Origin of the sequence: Kingella denitrificans ATCC 33394, assembly GCF_000190695.1 — a bacterium.
GTDB classification, from domain to species: Bacteria; Pseudomonadota; Gammaproteobacteria; order Burkholderiales; family Neisseriaceae; genus Kingella_A; species Kingella_A denitrificans.
Window position 1 is genome coordinate 1,934,917 of the sequence record NZ_GL870929.1, and the last position, 23,593, is coordinate 1,958,509.

A 23,593-nucleotide genomic window follows, 5' to 3' on the forward strand; every position below is an offset into this window, starting at 1 on the left:
CCGTGTTATGGTTGGCGAAGGTTGGAGCGTTGGGATTGGAGGCGGATTTGGGCGCGGGCGGCGGCATCGGTTTTCGGGTAACGCAGCCGCAGTTGCCGCCATGTGTCGCGGGCAATGTCTTGCTGCTGCATTTTCCATTGGCATTCGCCTACGGCATACAGGGCGTCGGCGGCGGAAGGGTGCTGCGGGAAGCGGCGTGAGAAGCGTTGCCCGATTTGGATGATGGATTGGCAGTGGTTCAGTTTCTGCTGGGTGAGCAGGAGCAGGTGCAGGCTGCTTTGTGCCAGTTCGCTGCCGTCGCCGCCGCCGTCATCGCGCAGCAGTTTGGCGGCTTCGGCGTATTTTCCTGCCTGATACAGACGCGTGGCTTCCTGATAGGCGGCGGAGGAATTGCGGGAGGCGGGTTTCGGGGCGATGCGTGCCGGCGGTTTGTCTGCGGTGGGTGCAGGCTGCATTTTCGGTACTGCCAATGAACAGGCTGGCCAGCACAGGCAGGTGAGCGGCAAAAGCCAAAGGGGTTTCATAATGCGTCCGTGGAATCGTTAAATGACGGGAAGGGGTGGGTGCAGGCTGCTTTTGCCGCGCCCTGAAAAACGCGCGTATCTTATCACAATCAGCGTTTTTCCTGACGGTAAATCAGGAACACGGCCAGGCAGGCGAACAGCGCGGTGGGCAGCACGGCGGACAAGAATGCCGGCACGCCGTAAAGTTGCGCGGAAAAGCCGAACAGCCGTCCGGTGAAGAAAAACAGCAAGCCCAAGCCGATGCCGCCGAAGAGTTTCAGCCCCAAATTGTGGTTGCGCCCCGATACGGGCGTGAACGCCAAGGCCACCAAAGCCATGACCATGGTGGCGACGGGATAGACGAGCTTGTTCCACCATGCCACGTCGTATGCCAGAGTCTGCTGGTTGTTTTTCTTCAAATAGCCGATGTATTGCGTCAATGCGCTGAACGACATCTGTTCGGGTTTGACCAGCAGCACGTCCATCAGTTGGTTGGTGGTGTTCATGTGCCAGTCGCGTGCAGGCTGCTTTTGGACGATGACGCGCTCTTCGGTGATTTTGCTGCTTTGCACATTTTGCAGCTGCCATGTTTGGTCGCGCATCACGGCTTTTTCGGCGTGAATGGCTTCGGTCAGCCGGAATTGCGGAGTGTAATGCCAGATGGAAATGTCCAGCAGGGTTTTGTCGGGCAGCATGGAGCCGATATAGACCATGCTGTCTGGCTGTTTGATCCACACGCCGTTGCGGGTGCTGGAAAGCTGTCCCGAACGCGCAGTGGATTTCATATTGTCGGCATAGCTGCTTAGCTGCGGCGCAATCCATTCGCCCAAGAGCACGGTAATTACTGCGAAGATGAAGCTGAATTGCACAATCGTGCCGATGAAGCGCGAAATGTGCCAGCCGCTGGTTTTCATCACCGCCAGCTCGCTGTTGGACGAAAGCTGGCTTAAGGCGAGCAGGCCGCCGATGAGCGTGGCCAGCGGCATGAGCAGGTAGGCGCGCGCCGGTGTTTGCAGCAGGGTGAACTGTACGGCGTGCCAGAAGGTGTAATTGCCGATGCCGGTTTTTTCCGACAGCAGGTCGATGAAGTTATACAGCGCGAGCAATGCCAGCAGCGCATAGGCCGACATCACGGTGAGCCGGATAATCAGATAGCGGGAAAGGAGTTTCATAAAGTGCAGGCTGCTTTCGGGGAATGGCGGGGGTTAAGTCGGTTTGCCTTGTTTGGCGAATGCGCGGCGGATGGCACGCCAAAAGGGTTGTGCCGGCAGGCTGCGCACGCGCATCAGCAGCCACGCGCAGAGAATCGTCAGCCCGTGCACGCTCAACAAGGCCGGCCAGAACGAAATTTTGCCGCTTTTCATGGCGCCGTACACCCAAGTCAGGCTGTTTTGGTACACCAAGAAAAAGCCGACGGCCACCAAAACGTGATAGGAATTGCCCGAACGCGGGTTGAAATAGGAAATGGGGATGGCGAGCCAGCACAGCACCACCACAGTAATCGGCAGGGAAATGCGCCACATTAGTTCAGCCTGGTGGACGGGGTCTTTGCTGCGCAGCAGTTGGATGGTGGGGATGGTGTTGCGGTGGTCGATGGGGTTGGCCAGCTTGGGCGTGGTGTTGGTGGCCAGCCGTAGTTCTTTGAACGCGATTTGTTCGAAGTCGCCTTGCCCTGCATTGCCCAGATAGCGGTAGCCGTTGTGCAGCACCAGCGTGCGGTGTTGGTCGCTGCCTTCCAGCGTGAACTGCCCGGATTCGGCGAAAATCACTTGGTTTTTGCCGTCATCGCCGATTTCACGCAGGAACAGGTGGTTTAATTGCCCGGCGTGCGCGTCGAATTGTTCGACAAAATAAATGCGGCCGTTCTTTTTGCCCAATTCGGTGAATTTGCCTTGTTCGACCAGCGATAAATTTTGCTTTTGTTTCAAGAGTTCGGCGTATTCGCGGCTGCGCAGTTCCGCCCACGGCAGCACGAAAATCTGCAATACGGCAATCAGCAACATGAGCGGTAGGGCGAAGGTCATCACGGGTTTGACCCATTGGCGCAAGCCCAGTCCGCTGGAGAGCCAAATCGCCATTTCGCTGTCGCGCCAGTAGCGGGTCAATACGGTGAGCGTGCTGATGTAGGCGGTGAGCACCAGCAGCAGCGGGGCGAGGTTGAGCACCCAAAACCCGATGAGCGTGCCGACCGCGTCGATAGCGACGTTGCCGCCGGCGGCGCGCCCCAGCAGGGTGATGCCTTGGGTAAACACCAAAATGGCCAAAATCACCACAAATACGGCAATGGCGGTGATGGTGGTTTCTTTGAGAAATTGTCGTTGATAAATCATGTGTTTACTCGTTGTGGTCGCTTTGCGCGAGCCAGTGTTCGGGGTCGTGTTCCAGCAGGGCGGTTTCGGCCAGCAGTGCTTGGCGTGTGGTCGGTTTGCAGCGGCGTTCCTGTTCGATAAAGCCCCACTCGGTGTTCAGTTTCAGCGCGGTGAGCAAAAAGCAGCCTGCACTTGCAACATACACCGCGTCATAAATATATTGCCCGTCTTCCGATGCGCCGGCCAATAATTGCGGTGCGGCATACGCATCAGCGTTGTGTTTGTTGGGTTCTTCATCGGGCAAATGCTGCTGCCGCGTCCAAATCATCATGCACGCTCCAAGCAATATAACGTGGTGGTTTCGCGCCCACGCGCAAAAGCGAGCGGGTCGTGCGTGTTTTGCGCTTTGGCGTGTCGCGGGGTGGTGTGCAGGCTGCTTTTGACGCGCCAGCCCGTTTGCGCAAACCAATTTTGCAAATCATCGGCGGCGCGCAGCCCTAAGTGTTCCGCCAAATCGGACATCACAATCCACAATTCCCCGCCGTCGTTCAAATGGCGGCCTGCGTTGTGCAGCAGTGCGTGCAGCATGGCGTGGTCGGGGTCGTACAGCGCGGTTTCGATGGCGGACGTGGGGCGGGCGGGCAGCCACGGCGGGTTGCACACGATTAAATCGGCCGATTCGTTTGCGAATAAATCCTGCATCTGCACGCGGACGCGCGATGAAAGCCCCAGTCGGGCGATGTTGTCGGTGGCGCAGGCAACGGCGCGCGGATTGTTGTCGGTGGCGGTAATGCAGGCTGCACTGTGTTTGGCCAACATGGCCGCGAGCACGCCGCTGCCCGTGCCGATGTCCATGGCGGTGCGTGCCTGCGATTGTGCGGCGGCTTGGCGTACCAGTTCGACATATTCGCCGCGAATCGGGGAAAACACGCCGAACGGCACATGGATATTGGCCTGCAATGCGTCCATCCACACGCCTTTTTTCTGCCATTCATACGCGCCGATAAAGCCCAATAATTGGTTGAGCGGCAATAAAAAAGGCGTATCGGACGCAGTGCCGTACACCGCCTGCAAAGCAGCCTGCACATCGGGTGCGCGCGGCAAATCGATGCGGTAATCCGCATTGACGGGCAAAAGGAGCATGTTGGCTAGGCGGCTGTGCTGCGATTGCGCCAGGCGGTATTTGTGGAAGGCTTCACGTGGGTCGGCGCAAGGTTTGTGCTTGGGCGCGGTGCGTTTTTTCAGCGCGGCAAGCAGTTGTTTGGCTTGGTAAAAATCGCCCGTCCACACGGTGGCGATGCCTTCGCGTGCGGCTTGGAGCAGTTGCGCGGCATTGAGCTGTGCGGTGGATTGGAGTTGTCGCGGCGGCTTTTGCTGGCTTTCGTTGCGGTATTGCCAGGCCTGTTGCCCTAAAAAAACGGTATGTTCCACAATGTGTTGTCTATTTTGCGTTGGTGCGGTCGAGTTCGGCTTTCAATTGTTGCAGGGTGTCCCAGGCGGCGCGTTTGAGCTGCGGATATTTGAGCAGGCGCAGCGGGTGGCTGGTAACGAAATACGGCGTGGGGGCGCATTGTTGCAGGCAGTGGCGCACGTCTTCGCGTTCGAAAAAATCGCCCAACAGCCAGAGCGGCGGCCGTCCGCATTGCTGCCATTCTTGGTACACGTCTGCCCAGGCAGCCTGTACTTCTTCTTCGCCGGGATTCGGGTTGAAGTGGGCGGATTGTTTGAGCCATGTGCTGCAATGCACGTCTTGCGGCGACAGTTGGATGGCGGCGAGCATTTTGTGCAGTAGCGCGCCGTCTTCGCCGCTGAATAATTTTTGTCGCATCCGGTCTTCCAGCGATGCGCAGACGCTCAATACCAGCACGCGCGCGGGGCGGGGCGGTTCGGCCCATGAAATATTGCTGCGTTCGGCAGGTTGGGACGCTGGTTGTGCGGCGGTTTCGGGCTGCGGTTCGGGTTGGGGATGTGCGTGGTGGATAGGCGGCGCGTTGTCCCGCACGGGGGGTACAGGCTGCTTTTGAAGGGGCGGCGGCGCGGTTTGGGCAGCCGTTTCGGGTGCAGACACCGGCGGCAGCACTTTGGCGGTTTTGTGCAGCCAAAGCGCGCCCAAGCCCAGGGCTTCGTGCAGGTGGACATAACGGGTGTCTAACATAATTTTTCCATAATCCAGGCGTCTTCCGTGCCGCCGTAATAATTTTTGCGCGTGGCGATTTGGACGAAGCCGTGTTTGTGGTACAGCTGTTGTGCCGCCGTGTTGCTGGCGCGCACTTCCAGCAGAATCCGCTGCGCGTTCAGGGTGCAGGCTGCTTTTTCCAATGCCTGCAACAGGCGGCCAGCCAGCCCTTGCCTTCGGTGTTCGGCTGCCGTGGTGATTAAATGCAGTTCGATTTCGCCGCAAACGTGTTGCCAAACCATCCATGCCGCCCATTCCTGATGCACCTGCAACAGCCAAACGGTGTCGTGGGACGATGTGCAGGCTGCTTTGAAATGCGCTTCCGACCAAGGCGAAGGATGGTTTTTCGCTTCCAGTTGCGCCAGTTGCGCCGTTTCTTCGGGCAGGAGTTCGCGAATCTGTATCATGTTTTGCCCGCCGTCAGTGCATGCTGCGTTTTTGTTCCGCCTGCCATGCCTGACACGCGCGTTGCCAACGCGGCCAGTCGTCGAATTCCGCTTCGCCGTATTGTTGGGCAATTTCGTGCAGGAGGTCGGCCAGCAAAGCCATCGGTTCGGTTTCCATGCCGCACAGTTCGGTGTCGAATTCGATGCCGACCCATTGGCCGTCGTGCTGCATGGGCAGCAGGACATCGTTGATAAAATCGCTCAAAGGCCAGGAAACGCACGCGTAATCGTGCCATTCGTCCTGCCGGCAGCGCAGGGCGTGCGCTTCGTCCGACCAGAAACACCAAACCATGCGCGGCTCGCCCAATGCGTCTTCTTCGTGCAGCGACGGGCATTCGGCAAAGAAATCGTCGTCGTCCTGCAACGTCCAAACGGTGTCGTGCCGCACGATTTGCCGCACAAAGCGGTTGTATCGGCGCGATAAATCAAAATGTTCCAGATGGGTTTTCATGGCATTGCGTTAAAGTGAACAAAGCCGTGCGGCTTCCCGAATCGGGCACTGGCAACGGCACGGCGTGGTTTAGTCGTGTTTGAGTTTGTACAATATTTCGCCTTTTTCGATAAAGCCCAGTTCGGAACGTGCGATTTCCGCCGTGGTGTCGAAACCTTCTTTCAAATCGTCCACTTCGGCGGCCAGCATTTGGTTGCGGTGGCGCAGGAGTTTGTTTTCCTGCTGCACGGCCTGTGCTTCTTTTTGGATGTCGGCGTATTGTTGGAGCAAACCGCTGTGTGGCTGCCAAATTTGAAATTGGAAGACGCACAAAACGATGAGCAGTAATAGGGAAAAGTATTTCATAAGCGTGATACGAAAGCAGCCTGCACTTGGGTTTTGAATGTAACCATTTGTTTGTGCGATATAAAATATGCGCGTTTAAGTGCAGGCTGCTTTTTGCCGGTTAGCGTTTCAGTTGGTAAAAGGCGGATTTGCCGGGGTAATAGGCCACATCGCCCAACTCTTCTTCAATGCGCAGCAGTTGGTTGTATTTCGCCATGCGGTCGGAGCGGGAGAGCGAACCGGTTTTAATCTGCATGCAGTTGGTGGCGACGGCCAAATCGGCGATGGTGCTGTCTTCGGTTTCGCCGGAGCGGTGGCTCATCACGCTGGCGTAGCGGTTGCGTTTCGCCAAATCCACAGCTTTCAGGGTTTCGCTCAATGTGCCGATTTGGTTCACTTTCACCAGCAGCGCGTTGGCCACGCCTTTTTCAATGCCTTCGGCCAGGATTTTCGGGTTGGTGACGAACAAGTCGTCGCCCACCAGCTGCACTTTGCCGCCCAGTTTGTCGGTCAGCAGTTTCCAGCCTGCCCAGTCGTTTTCGTCCATGCCGTCTTCGATGGAGACAATCGGGTATTTGGCCACCAAGTCGGCCAGATAATCGGCAAATTCTTCGCTGGTGTAGGCTTTGCCTTCGGCTTCCAGGTGGTATTTGCCGTCTTTATAAAATTCGCTGGACGCGCAATCCAGTGCGAACAATACGTCTTCGCCGGCTTTGTAGCCTGCTTTTTCGGTGGCTTCCACCATCAGTTGCAGGGCTTCTTCGTGGCTGTTCAGGTTGGGTGCGAAGCCGCCTTCGTCGCCCACGGTGGTGGGGAAGCCTTTGCTGTCGCACAGTTTTTTCAGGTTGTGGAAGATTTCCGCGCCGCAACGCAGGGCTTCGCGGAAGCTGTCCGCGCCCACGGGCATAATCATAAATTCTTGGATGTTCAGGCTGTTGTTGGCGTGTTCGCCGCCGTTAATCACGTTCATCATGGGAACGGGCAGCGCCATCGGGCCTGCGCCGCCCAAGTAGCGGTACAGCGGCAGGCCTGCGTCTTCCGCTGCCGCACGGGCCACGGCCAGGGACACGGCCAAAGTGGCGTTGGCGCCTAGGTTGGCTTTGTTGTCGGTGCCGTCCAAATCCAGCATGATTTGGTCGATATAGGCCTGTTCGTTGGCATCGATGCCGATAAGGGCTTGGGCAATGTTGTTATTCACGTGTTCCACGGCTTTCAATACGCCTTTGCCGAGATAACGCGATGTGTCGCCGTCGCGCAGTTCCAAGGCTTCTTTTTGACCGGTGGATGCGCCGCTGGGCACGGCTGCGCGGCCCATAACGCCGCTTTCCAGCAGTACGTCGCATTCAACGGTGGGGTTGCCGCGCGAATCCAAAATCTCGCGGGCGAAAATATCGATAATGGCACTCATGTCCTAGCTCCTGTAGATGGGTAAAGAAAAGGGGGTAGAATGGGGATTATAACGCAAAAAGCAGCCTGCACTTTGCCTGCCGCCGCATGGGGTGCAGGCTGCTTTCATTTTCAGGTTACGGCTGCGAATAGCTGTCGGAGCCGGTTTTTTTCTGAATGAATTCGATTTTGTAGCCGTCCGGGTCTTCCACAAAGGCGATGACGGTGCTGCCGTGCTTCATCGGGCCGGCTTCGCGCACGACTTTGCCGCCTTTGGCGCGGACTTGGTCGCACACGGCGGCGGCATCGTCCACTTCGATGGCGATATGGCCGTAGGCATTGCCCAAATCGTATTGTGCGGTGTCCCAGTTGTGCGTCAGTTCCAAAACGGTGCTGTCGCTTTCTTCGCCGTAGCCCACGAAGGCGAGCGTGAATCTGCCTTCGGGATAGTCTTTTTGGCGCAGCAGCTTCATGCCCAGCACTTCGGTGTAAAAATTCAGGGATTGTTCCAGATTGCCGACACGCAGCATGGTGTGCAGTAAACGCATGGTGGTTCCTATTCTTTTCGATTAAGCGGATGGGTAAATGCGCTAATTTTAGCACACGCATTGAGTAAAACGCACAGATTGCATACAATAGACCGTTTTCTATTGGCACGACGACAAGGGTGCGTATTATGTATGCTCAAATTTTGGGGACGGGAAGCTACCTGCCCGCCAAACGCGTCAGCAATGATGATTTGGCAAAACGTATCGATACATCGGATGAATGGATTACCACGCGCACCGGCATTAAGGCACGCCATTTGGCGGCGGATAACGAAAAAACCAGCGATTTGGCGGTGCAGGCTGCTTTAAAGGCGTTGGAAGACGCCGAAATTCCTGCGCAAGAGATTGATTTGATTATTGTGGCCACCGCCACGCCCGATATGCAGTTCCCGGCCACGGCCACCATCGTGCAGAACAAATTGGGTATCGAAGGCTGCCCTGCGTTTGACGTGCAGGCGGTGTGCGCGGGCTTTATGTACGCCATCACCACGGCCAATGCGTATATTAGAAGCGGCATGGCGAAAAAGGCGCTGGTCATCGGCGCGGATATTTTCAGCCGCATTTTGGATTGGAACGACCGCGCGACCTGCGTGCTGTTCGGCGACGGTGCGGGCGCGGTGGTGCTGGGCGCGAGCGAAGAAGCCGGCATCATCCACAGCAAACTGCACGCCAACGGTGCGCATCTGGATTTGCTGAAAGTGCCGGCGCAAATGAGCGAAGGCGCGGTGTGCGGCTCGCCGTTTGTCACCATGGACGGGCAGGGCGTGTTTAAGTTTGCCGTGAAGCAGCTGGCCGCCGTGGCCGACGAAGTGATTACCGAAGCGGGTTATTCTGCCGACCAAATCGACTGGCTGGTGCCGCATCAGGCGAACAAGCGGATTATCGAATCCACCGCCAAGCATTTGGGTTTGAGCATGAACAAAGTGATTTTGACTGTTGCCGAACATGCCAACACGTCTGCCGCATCAATTCCGCTGGCATTGGATGCGGGGATTCGGGACGGCCGCATACGGCGCGGGCAAATGCTGTTGCTGGAAGGCATCGGCGGCGGCTTTGCCTGGGGCGCGGTGTTGATGAAGTATTGACCGTATCAAAAGCAGCCTGCACTTGGATTTCAATGTGCAGGCTGCTTTTGGATATTCCGCTGCCGTTTCCGCATTTTTAGGACGCATATTCCATGATAGGTTTGCTGATTATCACCCACGAAACGCTGGGTACGGCCTATACCCGACTGGCCGAACATTTCTTTCCCCATTTCGATTTCCACCACGTTGCCATCCTGAACGTGGAAACCGACGACGACCACGAAAACATCATCCGCCGCGCCCGCGAAAGGTTGCCGAAACTTGAACGCGGCCACGGCGTGCTGGTGCTGACCGATATTTTCGGCGCAACGCCGAGCAATGCCGCCCTCAAACTGATTGAACGCGGCCAATCCGCCATGATTACGGGCTTGAACGCGCCCATGCTGATTAAAGCCGTGAATTATTCTGTGAAATCCGAATCGCTGCCCGAATTTGCCGAAATAGTGAAACAGGCGGGCATCGACGGCATTTTGTCGTTCCCCGAATAAAAAGCAGCCTGCACCCGAACACCATCCTTGAAGGAAACATCATGCTGACCAAAACCGTGAAGATTATCAACAAATTAGGTTTGCACGCCCGCGCGTCCAGCAAATTCACCCAAACCGCCTCCGCGTTTCAAAGCGACATCTGGGTAACGCGCAACGGCAAACGCGTGAACGGCAAAAGCATTATGGGGCTGATGATGCTGGCCGCCGCGCAAGGTACGGAAATCACGCTGGAAACCGACGGCGCGGACGAAGCCGCCGCCATGAAGGCGCTGACCGACCTGATTAACGATTATTTCGGCGAAGGGGAATAATCATGATGGTGCTGCACGGTTATGCGGCCGGCAAAGGCATTGCCATCGGGCGCGCCCATTTGGTGGTGCGCGGCATTTCCGAATTGCCGCAATACCATCTGCCCGAAAGCGAACTGGCCGGCGAAGTGGCGCGTTTTGACGCGGCCGTTAAAGCCACGCGCAAACAGTTGGAGCAACTGCGCAGCGCCATTCCCGAAAATGCCCCCGCCGAACTGGGTGCGTTTATTTCATTGCATTTGATGCTGCTGGGCGATGTAACCCTGTCGCGCGAACCGGCCGATATTCTGCAAGAACAGGCCATCAATGCCGAATGGGCGCTGAAAATCCAAACCGACCGTTTAAGCCAGCAGTTTGACGAAATTGATGACGAATACCTGCGCCAACGCAAACAAGACATGCTGCAAGTGGTGGAGCGGATTCAGAAAAATCTGGCCGGGCAGAGCACCGAGCTGAATCTGGATGCCAACCTGCTGGACGACACGATTCTCATCGCCCACGATTTGTCCGCCGCCGATACGCTGTTTTTCAAAGACCAGCGCATTGAAGGTTTTGTGACCGACATCGGCGGCCCCACCAGCCACACCGCCATTTTGGGCCGCAGCCTGAACATTCCGTCCGTTATCGGCGTGGGCAATGCGCGGCAACTGATTAGCGAGCACGAATGGGTGATTGTGGACGGCATTCAGGGCGTGCTGATTATCGACCCGGACGAATTGGTGCTGGCGGAATACCGTTTGCGCCTGAAGCATTACCGCAGCCGCCTGCGCGCGTTGAACAAAATCAAAAAAACCGCCGCCGCCACCTTGGATGGCGAAGAAATCGAACTATTCGCCAATATCGAAAGTGCGGACGATGTGAAAGCGCTGCACAATATCGGCGCGGACGGCGTGGGTTTGCTGCGTACGGAGTTTGCCTATTTGAACCGCGACAGCCTGCCCGAAGAAGAAGAGCTGTACCAACTGTATAGCGACATCGCCAAAAAACTGAAAGGCAAGCCGCTCACCATCCGCACGGTGGATTTGGGCGTGGACAAAAATCCGCGCTGGTTCGGCACGGGCGGCACACCCAACGGCTCGCTGAATCCGGCATTGGGGCTGACCGGCATCCGCCTGTGCCACGCCGAACCGGTCATGTTCCGCACCCAAATGCGCGCCGTGCTGCGTGCGGCGGTGCACGGCAAACTCCGCATCATGTTTCCCATGATTTCCAGCCTGTCCGAATTGAAACAAAGCCTGACGCATTTGGACACGGCCAGAAAGCAGTTGACGGAGCGCCAAGAAGCATTCGGCGAATTGGAAGTGGGCTGCATGATTGAAATCCCATCGGCGGCGCTGACCGTATCCAGCCTGCTGAAATGGGTCGATTTCGTGTCGGTCGGTACCAACGACTTGATTCAATACACCTTATCCGTGGACAGGAGCGACGACGCGGTCAGCTATCTCTACCAGCCTGCACATCCGGCCATTATCCGCCTGCTGGCGCACATCATCCGCACTGCAAACCGCATGGGCAAAGGCGTGTCCGTGTGCGGCGAAATGGCGGGCGACACGAAATATACGCGCATGCTGTTGGGCTTGGGTTTGCGGAAATTTTCCATGAACATCAATAACCTGCTGGATGTGAAAGACGTGGTTTTGCACAGCCACACGGAGCGGTTGGAAAACGAAATGGCGAAGCTGATGCGCAACGAAGACCCCGATAAAATGGATGCGCTGTTCAAAAAATTGAACGAAAGCGACTGAACACGCATTCAAAAGCAGCCTGCACTCGGATTGGGAAAGTGCAGGCTGCTTTTGGCGTCAATCTACATATTGCGCAAAGGCGACAGGTTTCAGCCAACACCTTTTTGCGCTACAATAGCAGCCTGCACAAAGCGGCAAAATATTACCAAAGGACAATACAGAATGGAATCAACAATCTGGCAACAAAAATGGGTGGTGGGCAACTGGAAAATGAACGGCCAGCTGCACGACAATAATGCATTGGTGCACAAACTGCGCAGCCTGCCTGCCGCCGAGCGCGTGTGCATCGGCATCAGCCCGCCCACCGTGTACCTGCTGCAAGCGCATAATGCCGTGCAGATTGTGTTGGACAACAAAATCCACGTCTGCGCCCAAGACGTCAGCCGTTTTGCCGACAAAGGCGCGTATACCGGCGAAGTGTCCGCCGAAATGCTGAAAGATGTCGGCGTGGATATCGTGCTGATTGGCCACTCCGAACGCAGCCTGTATTTCAACGAAAAAAACGATGTGCAGCGCCAGAAAATCGAAAACGTGCTGCGCGTGGGACTGATTCCGCTGTTGTGTGTCGGCGAAAGTTTGAAAGAACGTGAAGACGGCCGCGAAAAAGAAGCTGTTGCGTATCAGTTGTCCGTCTTCAAAGGGCTGAAAACCCAAAATTTCGCTGTGGCCTACGAACCCGTGTGGGCCATCGGCACAGGCAAAGTCGCCACCAAAGAGCAAATTGCCGACATGCACCAATTTATTTATAACGAAATCTTGTCATTATGCGGTAATGATGCTAATATCCGCATCCTTTACGGTGGCAGCGTGAACGACAAAAATGCTGCCGATATTTTTAGTGTGCCGCATGTTGACGGCGCATTAGTCGGCGGCGCATCGTTAAAATACGAATCCTTTACCGCTATTATCCACGCAGCCCAAGAAGCGCAGTAACTATGGAAACCTTTAAAAACGTCATCTGGATTGTCAATATTTTCTCATCGCTGGGCATCATTATATTGGTGTTGATGCAGCACGGGAAAGGTGCGGACACCGGCGCGAGTTTCGGTGGTTCGGGCAGTGCGCAGGGCGTTTTCGGTTCTGGCGGTAATGCCAACTTCTTAAGCCGTATGACCAGTTTGTTTGCCGTGATTTTCTTTTCCTCCTGCCTGGCATTGGGTTATATCCATTCCAGAACTTATGGTAAAGGCGGCATGGATTTCAGCGATGTGAAGCAGTCTGCACCGCAAACCCAACCTGTGCAACATAGCGCACCGGCACCTGCCCAAATTCCCGCTCCGGCGGCAAACGGTGCCAGTGCCGCAAAATAGTTTTTCAGCCGACATGGTGAAATTGGTAGACACGCCATCTTGAGGGGGTGGTGAGCCTGGCTCGTGCGAGTTCAAGTCTCGCTGTCGGCACCAAATTAACAAAAACCGCCTAAATTTTAGGCGGTTTTTTTACGTGAACTACCATAAACCACAATAAACCAAATCCCCATGAATAAAGGCTTTCAGACGTATCAGCCTACTCTTTTTTCATGAGTATCAAATAAACTGCAATGAACATAGATGAACGTGAATTAACCTCAAAATTACGGTACTTTTTACGGTATCTCGAAAAGCACTCCAAAAAGTACCGTAAAATACAGTCTAACTAATTGAAAATATGAAACTAAATGACCAGAAAATTAAGAAAGCCAAACCCCAAGAAAAGCCATATAAACTAACTGACGGTAAAGGCTTGTATTTACTCATTAAGCCCAATGGCGGCAAATACTGGCGGTTGGATTATGCGATTGATGGCAAGCGGCAAACCTTGTCTATCGGAACATATCCCGCTATCACACTTGCACGGGCGAGAGAAATCGCAACTCATGCGCGGCAACAAAAAGCAAACGGCATAGACCCCGGCCAAGCTAAGAAACAAGCCAAAATCGAGCGCAAAACAGCCCGATTGAATAATTTTCACGCAATAGCCATGCAATGGCACACGGCGAATTTACACCGTTGGAAAACCCATAACGCAACACGGATAGCGAAACAGCTTGAAAATGACGTATTCCCCTATCTTGGTGATAAGCAACTCAACGAAATTAGCGTAGCCGATGTAAAGGCTACTTTATCGTGGATTGTGGAGCGTAAAGCCGCAGCCACTGCCGAAAAAGTCCGCCAATGGATAGCCGCCATTTATGCTTATGCCGCCATTTTAGAGCTGACTGACCGTAACCCGGCAGCCGTATTACGCGGAACATTAGTCAAACCGCAGACCCGGCATTTACCAGCCTTGCCGGAAACGGAGCTGACCGAATTTTATTTCAGGCTACTGACTGCCAATATTACCCAGCAAAACAGGATAGCTATGCTGTTATTGATTTTAACGTTTGCACGAAGCACCGAATTTAGGGGCGGCAAATGGGAAGAAATCGATTTTCAGGCTGCCACTTGGACAATTCCGGCCGGCCGCATGAAACACGAAAAGACAAAACCCAAACCCCCGCACATCATACCGCTTTCAGATTGGGCAATAGAGCTGCTAACCGAGCTTTACGCGCTAACAGGACACACACCCTATCTGTTTCCAAGCAGAACCGCGCAAACGGGCGTAATCAGCGAAGTAACGCTAAACACGATTATCAAGCGGCTAGGGTATGGCGGCATAGCCACGCCGCACGGTTTCCGCAGCCTTGCCAGCAGCATTTTGAACGAGCAGGGGTTTAACCCCGACGCGATAGAGCGGCAACTTGCCCACATTCCCAGCGACAAAGTGCGTGCCGCCTATAACCGCGCGGAATACATGGCAGAGCGTACCAAGTTTATGCAATGGTATTCAGACCATGTGAAGGCGTATTTCAACAAAGCATTAAAAGATATTTCAAACAGCCTGAAATCCTGAAACAGAAAACACAAAAAAGCCACGAATCCAAGACAGAGAATCCCCACCCCGGTTCAGGCTTTTTAGTACGTTGCGAAACCCCGCAGTCGCGTGACGAAACCGTTACGAAACCGCGTTATGAAATCTGTAATATTCCTTTTAAATCAATATAATTTAGGTTTTAAAACGAGTTTGTAACAGATTTCGCCATTCCAAATATTCAAATCAAATCATGCCAGTCTTCCTTCTTGGCTTCTTCCCAGTTAAAGGGCTTTGTCCCTGTAGCCGTTTCAGGCTGTGTCGGAACACTGTCTACCGACCCAGTTTTCGACAGATCTTCGGGTTGAACTGTCCTAGCCCCCGATTTTCCCAAAGAGTTTTCGCGATGTTTGGCCAAAAAACGTGTTAATGTTGCCGTGCCGGCTTTCACATTTTTCTTTTCCAGCAAAAAGCGTAACACATCACTGTTGCTGTACCCATGCTGTTTTAAGGTCAAAATATCGGCTTTATACCTATCCAATTTGGATTTTCCTGTCGGACGTATCGCTTGCATAAAATCATCAATATCGCTCATATTTAATCCAATTCAATCAAAAATGCAATCATAATATCTCATTTCAACTATTAAATTATCAATCATAATAAATCAAAATTATGTTAATATCAATCAAAATAAATCAAATACCATCAGAATAAATCTATTCAATAGTAAATATAATCAAAAGAAATCTATTTTAGCATCATTAAACAACCAAATTTAAAATCAATATAAATCAAAAAACATCACTTATAATCAATATCTCAATCATGAGCACGAAACTTTCCACATCCCGTGAACCTTTCCTTTCAAAAAAACAAATTTTCCAAAGTAGAACTATTTTTCAAGCTAGATGCAGGATAGGCACGTGGTGGCAAAAACACCGCTAAAAATGTTCTTACGAAAATTTACACATGAAAAAATGGTTAATTGCTTGATTTATAAAATGTATTCATACTATGCTTGTATTATGCAAACAACAGGAATGAACGATGATGAACCAAGTGAAATTAATTAGAGCAAAAGAGTTAGCGGAATTGTTGAGCGTATCCGATACGATTATTTGGAACTGGGTTAATCCGAACAATCGCCGCTACCGCCCCAATTTTCCCAAGCCGATAAAAATTAGCCCCAACGTAACCGCGTGGCGGGAAAATGAAATCATCGCTTATTTAGACCAGTTAGCTGCCAACCGCAGCACCAAATAGGAGAACAAACCATGCCCCGCGTTAAAAAGAAATCAAAAAAAATAAACGTTTATCTTAATCATTCGGAACGTTTAAGTATTTATGGATTAAATGAAAGTCAAATCAATGAATTAAAACAGGTTGCGCTGGAAAGGTACGGGAAAGCGAGTATTTCGTTATTGGTGCGTGAATCGTTCAAACAAGAAATAGCGAAACAGCAAAATGTCCCTGATACGGCTGCATACGAGCCGAACAGCCCCAAGGGGCGACCCAAAAAGCGGTTGGTTATTCGATTACCAGCCAAATTGGATGCTTATCTTGTTCATCAAGCTACCTTGCGCAATGAGAGTTTTAACGGAATAGTGAATTACATGCTCGCAGAATATATGAAGAAAAATCCTGTATTGAGTAATGATGAAGTAGAAGCCGTGTACGAATCGATTCCCCGGCTACGAGTTTTAGGGGAGTATCTTAATGAAATTGCACGCAAACTGAATGCTGGTGAGTCTGTCTCCCTATCTACCGCTTTTATTAAAGAAATCAATCAACAGGTTTTTGAACATGTGGATGTTGTCAATAACATGCTGCTCAAAAAAAGGCAAAGATTTCAAAAATTTCTTGAATCACTTGACAACCCTCCCGGCAAAGGACAATAATCGAGCCGTTGCGTTCAATAGCGCAACCAGCCGTGAGAAGCTGAATGCACAGGCAAATAGCCGCCAAAAGCAATCAATTGAATTGCCAAGCGGTTTTTTATTTGCATTCCCCTTGTATTGCCTTTTCATGGTAGGCAGGGGCAAAGCGGGCGCATGCCCACTGGTTCTGTGTGCCAGTTTCTCACTCTTTGCCCTTTGTCTGCCGCCCACCGTGTGAGAACGGAAAGCGGCGTTTTAAACACAGAAAAGGTATTCAATATGAATTCTTCTACTCAATCCGTAGTTATTACCCCTATTTTTCAAGATATTGACGATATTCCCGAATATGTCAGCGTAAATGGCGAAATATATTTTCTTCTTCATGAAGAGGGCTTTAACGATTTGCAGCGCATTTTTCGGATGTTGCAATTGGTTATTTTTGCTTTGTCTCAAAAATCCATTGTAGAAATCAATGCAGAAGATGTGCAGGCTGCATTGGAATATCCGTTTTTCAATTTGCAAGCCATTATTGGTGAAATCAACTCGTTCAAATTTCATCCATTAAACTCATAATTTCAGGCAACAGCGCATTTGCCGGCCTGAGAATGCCCCTAAACGCGATTTTTAGGCGCGGCAATGCGTTTGCCTATCCAAAGGAAAAACGCGATGAAAACGCAAAATAGACGCCCTAGCGCAGATTTATTTCGATTCTCCCAGTCAAATATTCAAAAAACAGAGCTGAACGTCAATATTCAGGATACCTTGAATGAGATTTCATTGAGCCGCCTTCTTCGGCTTGCTGAAAAAGGACTTCAAGGACAACCCACGCTTCAAGAAATGCAAGCGGTTATCCTACTTGCCAATTTATTTGAATCCTTGGGAAAATCATCATGAAAAACAAGCCTGAATTTGAAGAAGCGGTATTGCAGCCGCGCTATGAGTGCGACCATTCGGGCGTGTATTTTGTGGACGTGGTAACGGATAAAGACGGTTCAACCAGTGAAAAAACCCCTTTGCGTTTGGCCGATTGCATTGAGTTAATTGGCCGCGGCCGCGACCAAGACGGCAATCATTACCGCGTGATTGAATGGCGCGACTGCCTGACCACGCAAACAAAAACCGCCGCGCTGCCAATGGGTGAAATCGGCGCGAACTGGCAAGGCTTGTTAAAACACGGCTTAACCGTGCATTCAGGGCGGCGCAAGCGTGAATTATTGGCAGACTATTTGCAAACGTACGGATTGCATACACCGTACACCATTACGGGGAAATGCGGTTGGCAAGGCAGCGCGTATGTGTTGCCTAATGGCGAAATCATCGGCAAAACCAAAGAGCGCATTATCTACAACGGCGATACGAGCCAAGCGGCCGCCTACACCGTTTCAGGTAGCTTGAAGGAATGGCAAGACGAAATCGCGCGTTATGCGGCCGGTAACAGCCGTTTGTTGCTGGCACTAGGGACGGCATTGGCCGCACCCCTGTTGGCCATCACAGGCGAGCAAAACGGCGGTTTTCACATCTACGGCGACAGTTCGGACGGCAAAACGACCGCCGCGCTGGTGGCATTGTCGGTTTTCGGTAATCCGCAAGCCCTAAAAATGACTTGGCGCGGCACAGATTTAGGCTTTTCAAATGCTGCCTTATCACGAAATGACGGCTTGCTGGTATTGGACGAAATCGGCGAAGCGTACCCGAAAACGATTAGCAAAACCGCGTACAGCGTGATTAACGGCAAAAGCAAAATTCAAGGCGCAAAAGACGGCGGCAACCGAGCCGCACAAGAATGGCGCATTCTGCTGTTTTCGACCGGCGAATACAGCATGAATGCCTACATGAACCAGACAGGCGAAAAATGGGAAGCAGGGCAGGCGGTACGGCTGCCGAGCATTCCGGCCGCCACGCAATACGGTATTTATGAAAACTTGCACGGCTTCGCAGACGGTGCAGGCCTATCCGAACATTTACAGGCGGCCGCCCAAGCGCAACATGGCGCCGCAGGGCGCGAATGGGTTACCCATCTAGCCCAAATGCACAAGGACACCCTACAGGCAGCTTTAAACGCGTTTATGGCGGCTTTGCCTACTCTGGACGGACAAGCGCGAAGAGTGGCGAAACGGTTTGCCCTGGTTGCGGCAGCATTGGAATTGGCAAACGGCATTACAGGTTTACCGAGCGGCGTAGGTATGGCAGGCGTGAAACAATGCTTTGATGATTGGATCGCGCTGAATGGCACAGGAAAACAGGAAGACCGCCAAATCATCAAACAAGCGGTAGCCTTTATGCAGTTGTATTCAGGCAGTGCACGTTTTGCCGACTGGGAAAGCGAATACACGAGCCGAGAACACGCAGGCTATCGCAAAACTTCGCAGATAGAGCCGACAGAATACTGGATTATTCCGAATGTGTTTGAAGATGAAATTTTGCAAGGCAAAGACCCACGCAAAGGCTGCATAGTGTTGTATGAAATTGGCTGGCTGAAAAAAAGCCCAAGTGAAACGCGTTGGAGGATTAAGCGATTCAACAAAGGGCGGTTTTATGTATTGGTTGGCGAAATGCCCCCCGAAATTCCCGATGATTTAGACTAATCAAAAAAAGGCATAACTATTCATATAGTTATGCCTTTTTTTGTGAAAGTGCGGTTTAGGGATGTTTATGGTTGTTTATCAAGAAAAAAAAGTTACCCTGCAAAAAAATTTTCATTTTGACTGGGTATGTGGGTATTAACATTTTATCTTTATGAAAGAAAAGGGAAATCATTCATATCCGTACTGGGTATAAACTGGGTATGGACTGGGTATGAGTGGGTATATATTTATATTCAATAAGTTATATCGTAAATAAAATAGGCAAAAATTATCTATACCCATTAACAAAAATTTACAGGGAATGATTTATTTTAATTAAAACAAATAATTAACCTATTCATACCCAAATACCCAGTAAAAAACAGTTTTTCTGCTTATATATACACTAGAATTTATTTTTTTGATAAACTGCCATAAACCAACAGAGCGGATAATTTGAGCTGTTTTTCATCAGAAAAAGAAGGATGCATATTTAAAATGCGGTACTTTTTACGGTATCTTGGAAATATAGAATTTAAATATTCTATATAAATCAATTTGTTTCATGATAAATTAAAGTCTCGCTGTCGCACCAAATCATAAAAACCGCCTGTATATCAACGGGCGGTTTTTTGTATGAATATAGGGAAAATATGGGCAAGAAAAAACCGCTTCAGAAGAAGCGGTTTTTTGAATTGGTGCCGGCGGCAGGAATCGAACTCGCGACCCCCTGATTACAAGTCAGGTGCTCTACCAACTGAGCTACACCGGCGAAGAAGTTGCTATTATGCAGATATTCCGTCTTTTTGGCAAGCATTTTGTTGCCGCAAAATTGATAAGCCGATTATTTTTCTGTTTTTTAAAATTATTTTTTTATGCGATTTCGGGTGCTGTAAGTATTTCAGGCAGCATAGCGCAGATTTGCTGTAAATATTGCGCGTCGGTTTCGTCAAATTGGTTCAGTTGCTCCGAGTCGATGTCGAGCACACCGATGATGTGTCCGCGTCGGTTGCGCAGCGGGACGACGATTTCGGATTGGCTGCGGCTGGAACAGGCGATGTGGCCGGGGTGCTCGTGAACGTTGGGGACGATGAGGGTTTTGCCTTGTGCCCATGCTTGTCCGCACACGCCTTTATTGTGGGCGATGCGCGTGCAGGCCACGGGGCCTTGGAAGGTGGAAAGTTGCAGCTCTGTGCCGGTGTTATCGACCAAGTAAAAGCCGACCCAAAACCAGCCGAAGGTTTCGGCGAGCAGGGCGTTGATGTTGGCGAGGTTGGCCGTCCATAAATCGGCATTGGCGCGCAGCAGGCCTTCGATTTGCGGCAGGATGGCTTGGTAGCGTTCGGCTTTGGTGAAGTGTTCGGGCAGGGTGGGTGTGGGGGTCATGGGTGTTCCTTAAGGGATGATGGGGCATTATAACGCGGCGGTGTTGGAAAAGCAGCCCGCATGCTGTTCCATGTTCCATGCCGAAGTGCAGGCTGCTTTGCCGATATCTATCAAGGTTTGTGCTAGAATGCCCCATTTGATTTGGAACCCACCAAGCGATGAAGTTATTCTCCATTGTCCCTTTGCTGGTGATGCAGGGGCTGATTTATTTTTTAACACGCTGGCTGTTTTGGCAGTTTGCCGTCCAGTCGCCCAAAGCGCGCCGCTGGATTGTTGCAGGCTGCTTTGCGTTCGGCAACGGCCTGATGTTGTCGGCGCTGCTCTCGTGGTCGCATACGCTGTTCCGTTTCGGCGCTTTGTGGCTGGTGTTTCTGCTGTATGTGGTGTTCACTGGTGCGATTATCGGATTTTGCCACCACACGTTGAAACTGATTTTCAAGCAGCCTGCACGTTACACGCGCGTGCTCCGCATTGCTTCCCCGTTGATTTTAATCTCATTTTTTGCCGTATCGGTTTATAACGCCTACACGCCCGTGGTGCGGCATGCCAAAATCACCATCGGCAAACCGTTGGCCAAACCCGTCCGTATCGGCATGGCGGCGGATTTGCATTTGGGCATACTGGTGGGTGGGCGCCAACTCGACAAGCTGGCCGACATTATGAACCGCGAAAAAGTCGATATGATTTTGCTGCCCGGCGACATTATGGACGACAATACCGACGTGTACGACAGCGAGCACATGAAGCCGCATTTCGCACGTTTGCGCGCGCCGATGGGCGTGTTCGCCACGCTGGGCAACCACGATATGTTCTCGCGCGACCCAATCAGTCATGCCATTCAAGATGCCGGCATTACCGTGTTGTCCGACCAAGCCGCGTTGGTGGATAATCAAATCTGGGTGGTCGGCCGTCCCGACCAGCTCATCGGCCAACGCATGGAAACCGCCGATTTGCTGCGCGCCGCGCAAGTCGATACATCGCAGCCCGTGTTCCTGCTCGACCACCGCCCGGACGATGTGTTGGCGCACACCAAGCTGCCGATTGACGTGCAAGTTTCCGGCCATGTGCACAACGGCCAGATTTTCCCCGCCAACCTGCTCGTGCGCTTCCTGAACCGCCTGCCCTACGGTTATGAAAAAATCGGCAACGGTCATTTCTTCGTCACATCCGGCTACGGCTTCTGGGGCGTGCCGCTCCGTTTGGGTTCGCAATCGGAAGTTTGGATTATCGACGTGGAAGGAACGCCTGCCCGATAAGCCCCCCAATCCGCATTTATTCGGAAAAAGCAGCCTGCACCTCCAAATGTGAAGTGCAGGCTGCTTTTTTGTTTTTAAAATCAATGATGATGGCAACTGCAGCTACATTCGTGTGCATGCTCGCCGTCATCGTCCGCCGCCAGCAGCGCTTCGTATTCGCCGCTTTCGACCAAATCCACCAATTCGGCCAAATCCTCAATGCCTTCCACCCGGTCGCAAGGCTCGCTGTCGGGCAGATTCGGCGGCAGCACGGCAGCGGTGGCCGAATCCGCCTGCCACGCAATCCAATAACCGTTCTGGGTGCGGTAAAACTGCGCGTCCTGCCCGATGGCATATTCTGCATGCGCGTTCATGCGCTCGGCGATTTCGGGTTGGTAGGGAAGGGTGTTCATATTTTTGATATCCTATTGTAAATTAAATAATAATTTTAAGATTGCATGGTGTTGCGCCGCCATACCTACGCTTGGGTTATCGCCTGTTTTGCAGGCTGCTTTTTATAGTGAATTAAAATCGCAATGATACGGCGTTGGCTCGCCTTGTCTCATTTTTATTTTAATCCACTATATCGTTCAACCTGCACGCAAACCGTCCAAAAACCGCTGCAAATCATCGGGTAAAGCAGCCTGCAACACCAGTTTTTCGCCGGTGAGCGGATGGTCCAGCTCCAAAGAATAGGCGTGCAGGAACATGCGCTTCAAACCTAATTTCTGCAAACGGCGGTTGGCCTGGTAGTCGCCGTAACGTTCGTCGCCCGCAATCGGGCAGCCGCTCGCCTGCATGTGGACGCGGATTTGGTGCGTGCGCCCCGTTTTCAGCGTCGCCTCCACCAGGCTCAAAGCGGAAACGCCCACCGAATGCGGCCGTTCGCCCGAAAATGTGTCCAGCACGCGGAATACCGTGTGTGCCGATTGCCCGTCTTCCGCCGAACCGACACGCACCATTTTTTCGCCGGCCGCGCCCGTGTATTTGACCAGCGGCAGGCGGACATGGCGCAGTGCAGGCTGCCATGTGCCCACGCCCAGCGCCCAATAGATTTTTTTCGGATGGTCGTTGCGCAGCATTTCGTGCAGTTTCACCAGCGCGCTACGTTTTTTGGCCACCATCAGCAGGCCGCTGGTATCCTTGTCCAAGCGGTGCACCAGTTCCAGATATTTCGCCTCCGGCCGCGCGCGGCGCAGCTGTTCGATAACGCCGAAACTCACCCCGGAGCCGCCATGCACCGCCACGCCGCTGGGCTTGTTTACCACCAGCAGCGCATCGTCTTCGTAAACAATTTCAAAATGGCGCGCGGGCACGGGTTGCAGGCTGCTTTTTGCCGTTTTTTCCGCCGTGCGCACGGGCGGAATCCTAATCAAATCACCGGTTTGAATGCGCGTTTCCGGTTTGGCGCGCCCCTTGTTCACCCGCACTTCGCCCGCACGGATAATGCGGTGGATATGGCTCTTGGGCACGCCCTTCAAAATTTTTATCAGATAGTTGTCAAGGCGTTGCGCCGATTCATGTTCCTGCACGCAAATATGATTGACTAAGTCTTTGCTAATTGTTGGCATTTTTACTATAATCCAATGATTGCCGATGCAGCATGAATACTGTGTCGGACAGGGTAGATGCAAGTGATACGGCTTTGATTTTTAATGTGAAAAATAATTTAAGGCAGCCTGCACACCCTCTATTGCAAAAGCCGTATACCGCCATTTTACAAAAAAAGCACTTGGCACGTTTTCCTTTTTGCTGCACATCGAGCTAACGCAGCAAAAAATGTTTGATGAATATCCGCAGACGACCGCTCAATACTTATTGTTTAAACAGATAAACACCCGTTTCAGAAACCCTGAAATTTCCAACATCGTTCTTTTGAATCGTCCGAAACTACACACATCGCAGCGCACCGTGCGCCACCACGCGA

The 23,593-nt window shown here is 52.2% G+C and carries 28 protein-coding genes and 2 tRNA genes; 14 read left to right on the forward strand and 16 right to left on the reverse strand.

Annotated elements, in window-relative coordinates; genetic code table 11:
* Positions 1-5 precede the first annotated feature (5 nt).
* From HMPREF9098_RS09655 to gloA, 11 genes are all read right to left on the reverse strand, one after another.
* Positions 6-524, reverse strand: coding sequence for a tetratricopeptide repeat protein (locus HMPREF9098_RS09655; RefSeq protein ID WP_050781250.1), 519 nt, complete (start codon positions 522-524; stop codon positions 6-8).
* An 89-nt stretch (positions 525-613) separates the two neighbouring features.
* A complete protein-coding gene (lptG, locus tag HMPREF9098_RS09660) occupies positions 614-1,675 on the reverse strand; it encodes an LPS export ABC transporter permease LptG (protein WP_003784349.1) in 1,062 nt (353 codons plus the stop codon).
* 33 nt (positions 1,676-1,708) lie between these two features.
* Positions 1,709-2,833 carry an LPS export ABC transporter permease LptF gene (gene lptF, locus HMPREF9098_RS09665; RefSeq protein WP_003784351.1) on the reverse strand — a complete coding sequence of 375 codons (1,125 nt, stop codon included), beginning with the start codon at positions 2,831-2,833 and terminating at the stop codon, positions 1,709-1,711.
* Between the two features lie 4 nt (positions 2,834-2,837).
* Positions 2,838-3,143: a hypothetical protein gene (locus HMPREF9098_RS09670; RefSeq protein ID WP_003784353.1), complete on the reverse strand. Its 306-nt coding sequence runs from the start codon at positions 3,141-3,143 to the stop codon at positions 2,838-2,840.
* Positions 3,140-4,243: a methyltransferase gene (locus tag HMPREF9098_RS09675; protein ID WP_003784355.1), complete on the reverse strand. Its 1,104-nt coding sequence runs from the start codon at positions 4,241-4,243 to the stop codon at positions 3,140-3,142. The genes HMPREF9098_RS09670 and HMPREF9098_RS09675 overlap by 4 nt, the downstream gene beginning before the upstream one ends.
* A 10-nt stretch (positions 4,244-4,253) precedes the next feature.
* Entirely contained in the window at positions 4,254-4,967 is a 714-nt protein-coding gene (locus HMPREF9098_RS09680; RefSeq protein ID WP_003784356.1) for a uracil-DNA glycosylase family protein, read from the reverse strand.
* The gene (gene rimI, locus HMPREF9098_RS09685; RefSeq protein ID WP_003784357.1) at positions 4,961-5,395 is read right to left on the reverse strand and encodes a ribosomal protein S18-alanine N-acetyltransferase; all 435 of its coding nucleotides are present in this window, start codon (positions 5,393-5,395) and stop codon (positions 4,961-4,963) included. Before rimI ends, HMPREF9098_RS09680 begins: the two co-directional genes overlap by 7 nt.
* 13 nt (positions 5,396-5,408) lie before the next feature.
* Complete coding sequence (locus HMPREF9098_RS09690; protein ID WP_003784358.1) at positions 5,409-5,885, reverse strand: DUF2750 domain-containing protein; 477 nt, start codon at positions 5,883-5,885, stop codon at positions 5,409-5,411.
* A gap of 69 nt (positions 5,886-5,954) precedes the next feature.
* Positions 5,955-6,230 (reverse strand): septum formation initiator family protein, encoded by a 276-nt coding sequence (locus HMPREF9098_RS09695; protein WP_003784359.1) that lies wholly within the window; start codon positions 6,228-6,230, stop codon positions 5,955-5,957.
* Between the two features lie 100 nt (positions 6,231-6,330).
* Entirely contained in the window at positions 6,331-7,617 is a 1,287-nt protein-coding gene (gene eno / locus HMPREF9098_RS09700; protein WP_003784360.1) for a phosphopyruvate hydratase, read from the reverse strand.
* Between the two features lie 115 nt (positions 7,618-7,732).
* A complete protein-coding gene (gloA, locus tag HMPREF9098_RS09705) occupies positions 7,733-8,143 on the reverse strand; it encodes a lactoylglutathione lyase (protein WP_003784361.1) in 411 nt (136 codons plus the stop codon).
* 125 nt (positions 8,144-8,268) lie between these two features.
* On the opposite strand from gloA, the gene HMPREF9098_RS09710 reads away from it, so the two are divergent.
* The 8 genes from HMPREF9098_RS09710 to HMPREF9098_RS09745 all read left to right on the forward strand — a co-directional run bounded on the left by HMPREF9098_RS09710 (position 8,269) and on the right by HMPREF9098_RS09745 (position 14,643).
* A complete protein-coding gene (locus tag HMPREF9098_RS09710) occupies positions 8,269-9,228 on the forward strand; it encodes a beta-ketoacyl-ACP synthase III (RefSeq protein ID WP_040564936.1) in 960 nt (319 codons plus the stop codon).
* 92 nt (positions 9,229-9,320) lie between these two features.
* A complete protein-coding gene (locus tag HMPREF9098_RS09715) occupies positions 9,321-9,716 on the forward strand; it encodes a PTS sugar transporter subunit IIA (RefSeq protein ID WP_003784365.1) in 396 nt (131 codons plus the stop codon).
* A 41-nt stretch (positions 9,717-9,757) separates the two neighbouring features.
* A complete protein-coding gene (locus tag HMPREF9098_RS09720; RefSeq protein WP_003784367.1) occupies positions 9,758-10,027 on the forward strand; it encodes an HPr family phosphocarrier protein in 270 nt (89 codons plus the stop codon).
* A 2-nt stretch (positions 10,028-10,029) separates the two neighbouring features.
* Positions 10,030-11,769, forward strand: coding sequence for a phosphoenolpyruvate--protein phosphotransferase (gene ptsP / locus HMPREF9098_RS09725; protein ID WP_003784368.1), 1,740 nt, complete (start codon positions 10,030-10,032; stop codon positions 11,767-11,769).
* Positions 11,770-11,931: 162 nt separating this feature from the next.
* The gene (gene tpiA, locus HMPREF9098_RS09730) at positions 11,932-12,702 is read left to right on the forward strand and encodes a triose-phosphate isomerase (RefSeq protein ID WP_040564442.1); all 771 of its coding nucleotides are present in this window, start codon (positions 11,932-11,934) and stop codon (positions 12,700-12,702) included.
* A 2-nt stretch (positions 12,703-12,704) separates the two neighbouring features.
* Positions 12,705-13,079, forward strand: coding sequence for a preprotein translocase subunit SecG (secG, locus tag HMPREF9098_RS09735; protein ID WP_003784371.1), 375 nt, complete (start codon positions 12,705-12,707; stop codon positions 13,077-13,079).
* Positions 13,080-13,086: 7 nt separating this feature from the next.
* Positions 13,087-13,172, forward strand: a tRNA-Leu gene (locus HMPREF9098_RS09740).
* Between the two features lie 244 nt (positions 13,173-13,416).
* Positions 13,417-14,643: a tyrosine-type recombinase/integrase gene (locus tag HMPREF9098_RS09745; RefSeq protein WP_003784372.1), complete on the forward strand. Its 1,227-nt coding sequence runs from the start codon at positions 13,417-13,419 to the stop codon at positions 14,641-14,643.
* A 199-nt stretch (positions 14,644-14,842) separates the two neighbouring features.
* Here HMPREF9098_RS09745 and HMPREF9098_RS11230 read toward each other — a convergent pair whose 3' ends face one another.
* Positions 14,843-15,196: a hypothetical protein gene (locus HMPREF9098_RS11230; protein ID WP_003784373.1), complete on the reverse strand. Its 354-nt coding sequence runs from the start codon at positions 15,194-15,196 to the stop codon at positions 14,843-14,845.
* A gap of 455 nt (positions 15,197-15,651) precedes the next feature.
* Here HMPREF9098_RS11230 and HMPREF9098_RS09755 point away from each other — a divergent pair, with 455 nt between their 5' ends.
* The 5 genes from HMPREF9098_RS09755 to HMPREF9098_RS09775 all read left to right on the forward strand — a co-directional run bounded on the left by HMPREF9098_RS09755 (position 15,652) and on the right by HMPREF9098_RS09775 (position 19,066).
* Positions 15,652-15,867, forward strand: a complete 216-nt coding sequence (locus HMPREF9098_RS09755; protein ID WP_003784374.1) for a helix-turn-helix transcriptional regulator — start codon at positions 15,652-15,654, stop codon at positions 15,865-15,867.
* Between the two features lie 11 nt (positions 15,868-15,878).
* On the forward strand, positions 15,879-16,502 hold the full coding sequence (locus HMPREF9098_RS09760) for a hypothetical protein (protein ID WP_003784375.1): 624 nt from the start codon (positions 15,879-15,881) through the stop codon (positions 16,500-16,502).
* 153 nt (positions 16,503-16,655) lie between these two features.
* Positions 16,656-17,054 carry a hypothetical protein gene (locus HMPREF9098_RS09765; protein ID WP_147285371.1) on the forward strand — a complete coding sequence of 133 codons (399 nt, stop codon included), beginning with the start codon at positions 16,656-16,658 and terminating at the stop codon, positions 17,052-17,054.
* 93 nt (positions 17,055-17,147) lie between these two features.
* Positions 17,148-17,375 carry a hypothetical protein gene (locus tag HMPREF9098_RS09770; RefSeq protein WP_040564444.1) on the forward strand — a complete coding sequence of 76 codons (228 nt, stop codon included), beginning with the start codon at positions 17,148-17,150 and terminating at the stop codon, positions 17,373-17,375.
* Positions 17,372-19,066 carry a DUF927 domain-containing protein gene (locus HMPREF9098_RS09775; protein ID WP_003784380.1) on the forward strand — a complete coding sequence of 565 codons (1,695 nt, stop codon included), beginning with the start codon at positions 17,372-17,374 and terminating at the stop codon, positions 19,064-19,066. The genes HMPREF9098_RS09770 and HMPREF9098_RS09775 overlap by 4 nt, the downstream gene beginning before the upstream one ends.
* 675 nt (positions 19,067-19,741) lie before the next feature.
* Here the strand turns inward: HMPREF9098_RS09775 and HMPREF9098_RS09780 are convergent.
* Together HMPREF9098_RS09780 and msrC are read right to left on the reverse strand one after the other, a co-directional pair.
* A tRNA-Thr gene (locus HMPREF9098_RS09780) sits at positions 19,742-19,817 on the reverse strand.
* Positions 19,818-19,918: 101 nt separating this feature from the next.
* Positions 19,919-20,431 carry a free L-methionine (R)-S-oxide reductase MsrC gene (msrC, locus tag HMPREF9098_RS09785; RefSeq protein WP_003784382.1) on the reverse strand — a complete coding sequence of 171 codons (513 nt, stop codon included), beginning with the start codon at positions 20,429-20,431 and terminating at the stop codon, positions 19,919-19,921.
* 158 nt (positions 20,432-20,589) lie between these two features.
* Here msrC and HMPREF9098_RS09790 point away from each other — a divergent pair, with 158 nt between their 5' ends.
* On the forward strand, positions 20,590-21,687 hold the full coding sequence (locus HMPREF9098_RS09790; protein WP_003784383.1) for a metallophosphoesterase: 1,098 nt from the start codon (positions 20,590-20,592) through the stop codon (positions 21,685-21,687).
* An 80-nt stretch (positions 21,688-21,767) separates the two neighbouring features.
* Here HMPREF9098_RS09790 and HMPREF9098_RS09795 read toward each other — a convergent pair whose 3' ends face one another.
* Both HMPREF9098_RS09795 and HMPREF9098_RS09800 read right to left on the reverse strand, forming a co-directional pair.
* Complete coding sequence (locus HMPREF9098_RS09795) at positions 21,768-22,079, reverse strand: hypothetical protein (RefSeq protein ID WP_003784384.1); 312 nt, start codon at positions 22,077-22,079, stop codon at positions 21,768-21,770.
* A 177-nt stretch (positions 22,080-22,256) separates the two neighbouring features.
* Positions 22,257-23,237 carry an RluA family pseudouridine synthase gene (locus HMPREF9098_RS09800; protein ID WP_003784386.1) on the reverse strand — a complete coding sequence of 327 codons (981 nt, stop codon included), beginning with the start codon at positions 23,235-23,237 and terminating at the stop codon, positions 22,257-22,259.
* Positions 23,238-23,593: the final 356 nt, after the last annotated feature.

Bases quoted from the DNA above. Each gene is read 5' to 3' on its own strand.
- HMPREF9098_RS09655 (WP_050781250.1), bottom strand. From the start codon at position 524: ATGAAACCCCTTTGGCTTTTGCCGCTCACCTGCCTGTGCTGGCCAGCC.
- lptG (WP_003784349.1), bottom strand. From the start codon at position 1,675: ATGAAACTCCTTTCCCGCTATCTGATTATCCGGCTCACCGTGATGTCG.
- lptF (WP_003784351.1), bottom strand. From the start codon at position 2,833: ATGATTTATCAACGACAATTTCTCAAAGAAACCACCATCACCGCCATT.
- HMPREF9098_RS09670 (WP_003784353.1), bottom strand. From the start codon at position 3,143: ATGATGATTTGGACGCGGCAGCAGCATTTGCCCGATGAAGAACCCAAC.
- HMPREF9098_RS09680 (WP_003784356.1), bottom strand. From the start codon at position 4,967: ATGTTAGACACCCGTTATGTCCACCTGCACGAAGCCCTGGGCTTGGGC.
- rimI (WP_003784357.1), bottom strand. From the start codon at position 5,395: ATGATACAGATTCGCGAACTCCTGCCCGAAGAAACGGCGCAACTGGCG.
- HMPREF9098_RS09690 (WP_003784358.1), bottom strand. From the start codon at position 5,885: ATGAAAACCCATCTGGAACATTTTGATTTATCGCGCCGATACAACCGC.
- HMPREF9098_RS09695 (WP_003784359.1), bottom strand. From the start codon at position 6,230: ATGAAATACTTTTCCCTATTACTGCTCATCGTTTTGTGCGTCTTCCAA.
- eno (WP_003784360.1), bottom strand. From the start codon at position 7,617: ATGAGTGCCATTATCGATATTTTCGCCCGCGAGATTTTGGATTCGCGC.
- gloA (WP_003784361.1), bottom strand. From the start codon at position 8,143: ATGCGTTTACTGCACACCATGCTGCGTGTCGGCAATCTGGAACAATCC.
- HMPREF9098_RS09715 (WP_003784365.1), top strand. From the start codon at position 9,321: ATGATAGGTTTGCTGATTATCACCCACGAAACGCTGGGTACGGCCTAT.
- HMPREF9098_RS09720 (WP_003784367.1), top strand. From the start codon at position 9,758: ATGCTGACCAAAACCGTGAAGATTATCAACAAATTAGGTTTGCACGCC.
- ptsP (WP_003784368.1), top strand. From the start codon at position 10,030: ATGATGGTGCTGCACGGTTATGCGGCCGGCAAAGGCATTGCCATCGGG.
- tpiA (WP_040564442.1), top strand. From the start codon at position 11,932: ATGGAATCAACAATCTGGCAACAAAAATGGGTGGTGGGCAACTGGAAA.
- secG (WP_003784371.1), top strand. From the start codon at position 12,705: ATGGAAACCTTTAAAAACGTCATCTGGATTGTCAATATTTTCTCATCG.
- HMPREF9098_RS09745 (WP_003784372.1), top strand. From the start codon at position 13,417: ATGAAACTAAATGACCAGAAAATTAAGAAAGCCAAACCCCAAGAAAAG.
- HMPREF9098_RS11230 (WP_003784373.1), bottom strand. From the start codon at position 15,196: ATGAGCGATATTGATGATTTTATGCAAGCGATACGTCCGACAGGAAAA.
- HMPREF9098_RS09755 (WP_003784374.1), top strand. From the start codon at position 15,652: ATGATGAACCAAGTGAAATTAATTAGAGCAAAAGAGTTAGCGGAATTG.
- HMPREF9098_RS09760 (WP_003784375.1), top strand. From the start codon at position 15,879: ATGCCCCGCGTTAAAAAGAAATCAAAAAAAATAAACGTTTATCTTAAT.
- HMPREF9098_RS09765 (WP_147285371.1), top strand. From the start codon at position 16,656: ATGCCCACTGGTTCTGTGTGCCAGTTTCTCACTCTTTGCCCTTTGTCT.
- HMPREF9098_RS09770 (WP_040564444.1), top strand. From the start codon at position 17,148: ATGAAAACGCAAAATAGACGCCCTAGCGCAGATTTATTTCGATTCTCC.
- HMPREF9098_RS09775 (WP_003784380.1), top strand. From the start codon at position 17,372: ATGAAAAACAAGCCTGAATTTGAAGAAGCGGTATTGCAGCCGCGCTAT.
- msrC (WP_003784382.1), bottom strand. From the start codon at position 20,431: ATGACCCCCACACCCACCCTGCCCGAACACTTCACCAAAGCCGAACGC.
- HMPREF9098_RS09790 (WP_003784383.1), top strand. From the start codon at position 20,590: ATGAAGTTATTCTCCATTGTCCCTTTGCTGGTGATGCAGGGGCTGATT.
- HMPREF9098_RS09795 (WP_003784384.1), bottom strand. From the start codon at position 22,079: ATGAACACCCTTCCCTACCAACCCGAAATCGCCGAGCGCATGAACGCG.
- HMPREF9098_RS09800 (WP_003784386.1), bottom strand. From the start codon at position 23,237: ATGCCAACAATTAGCAAAGACTTAGTCAATCATATTTGCGTGCAGGAA.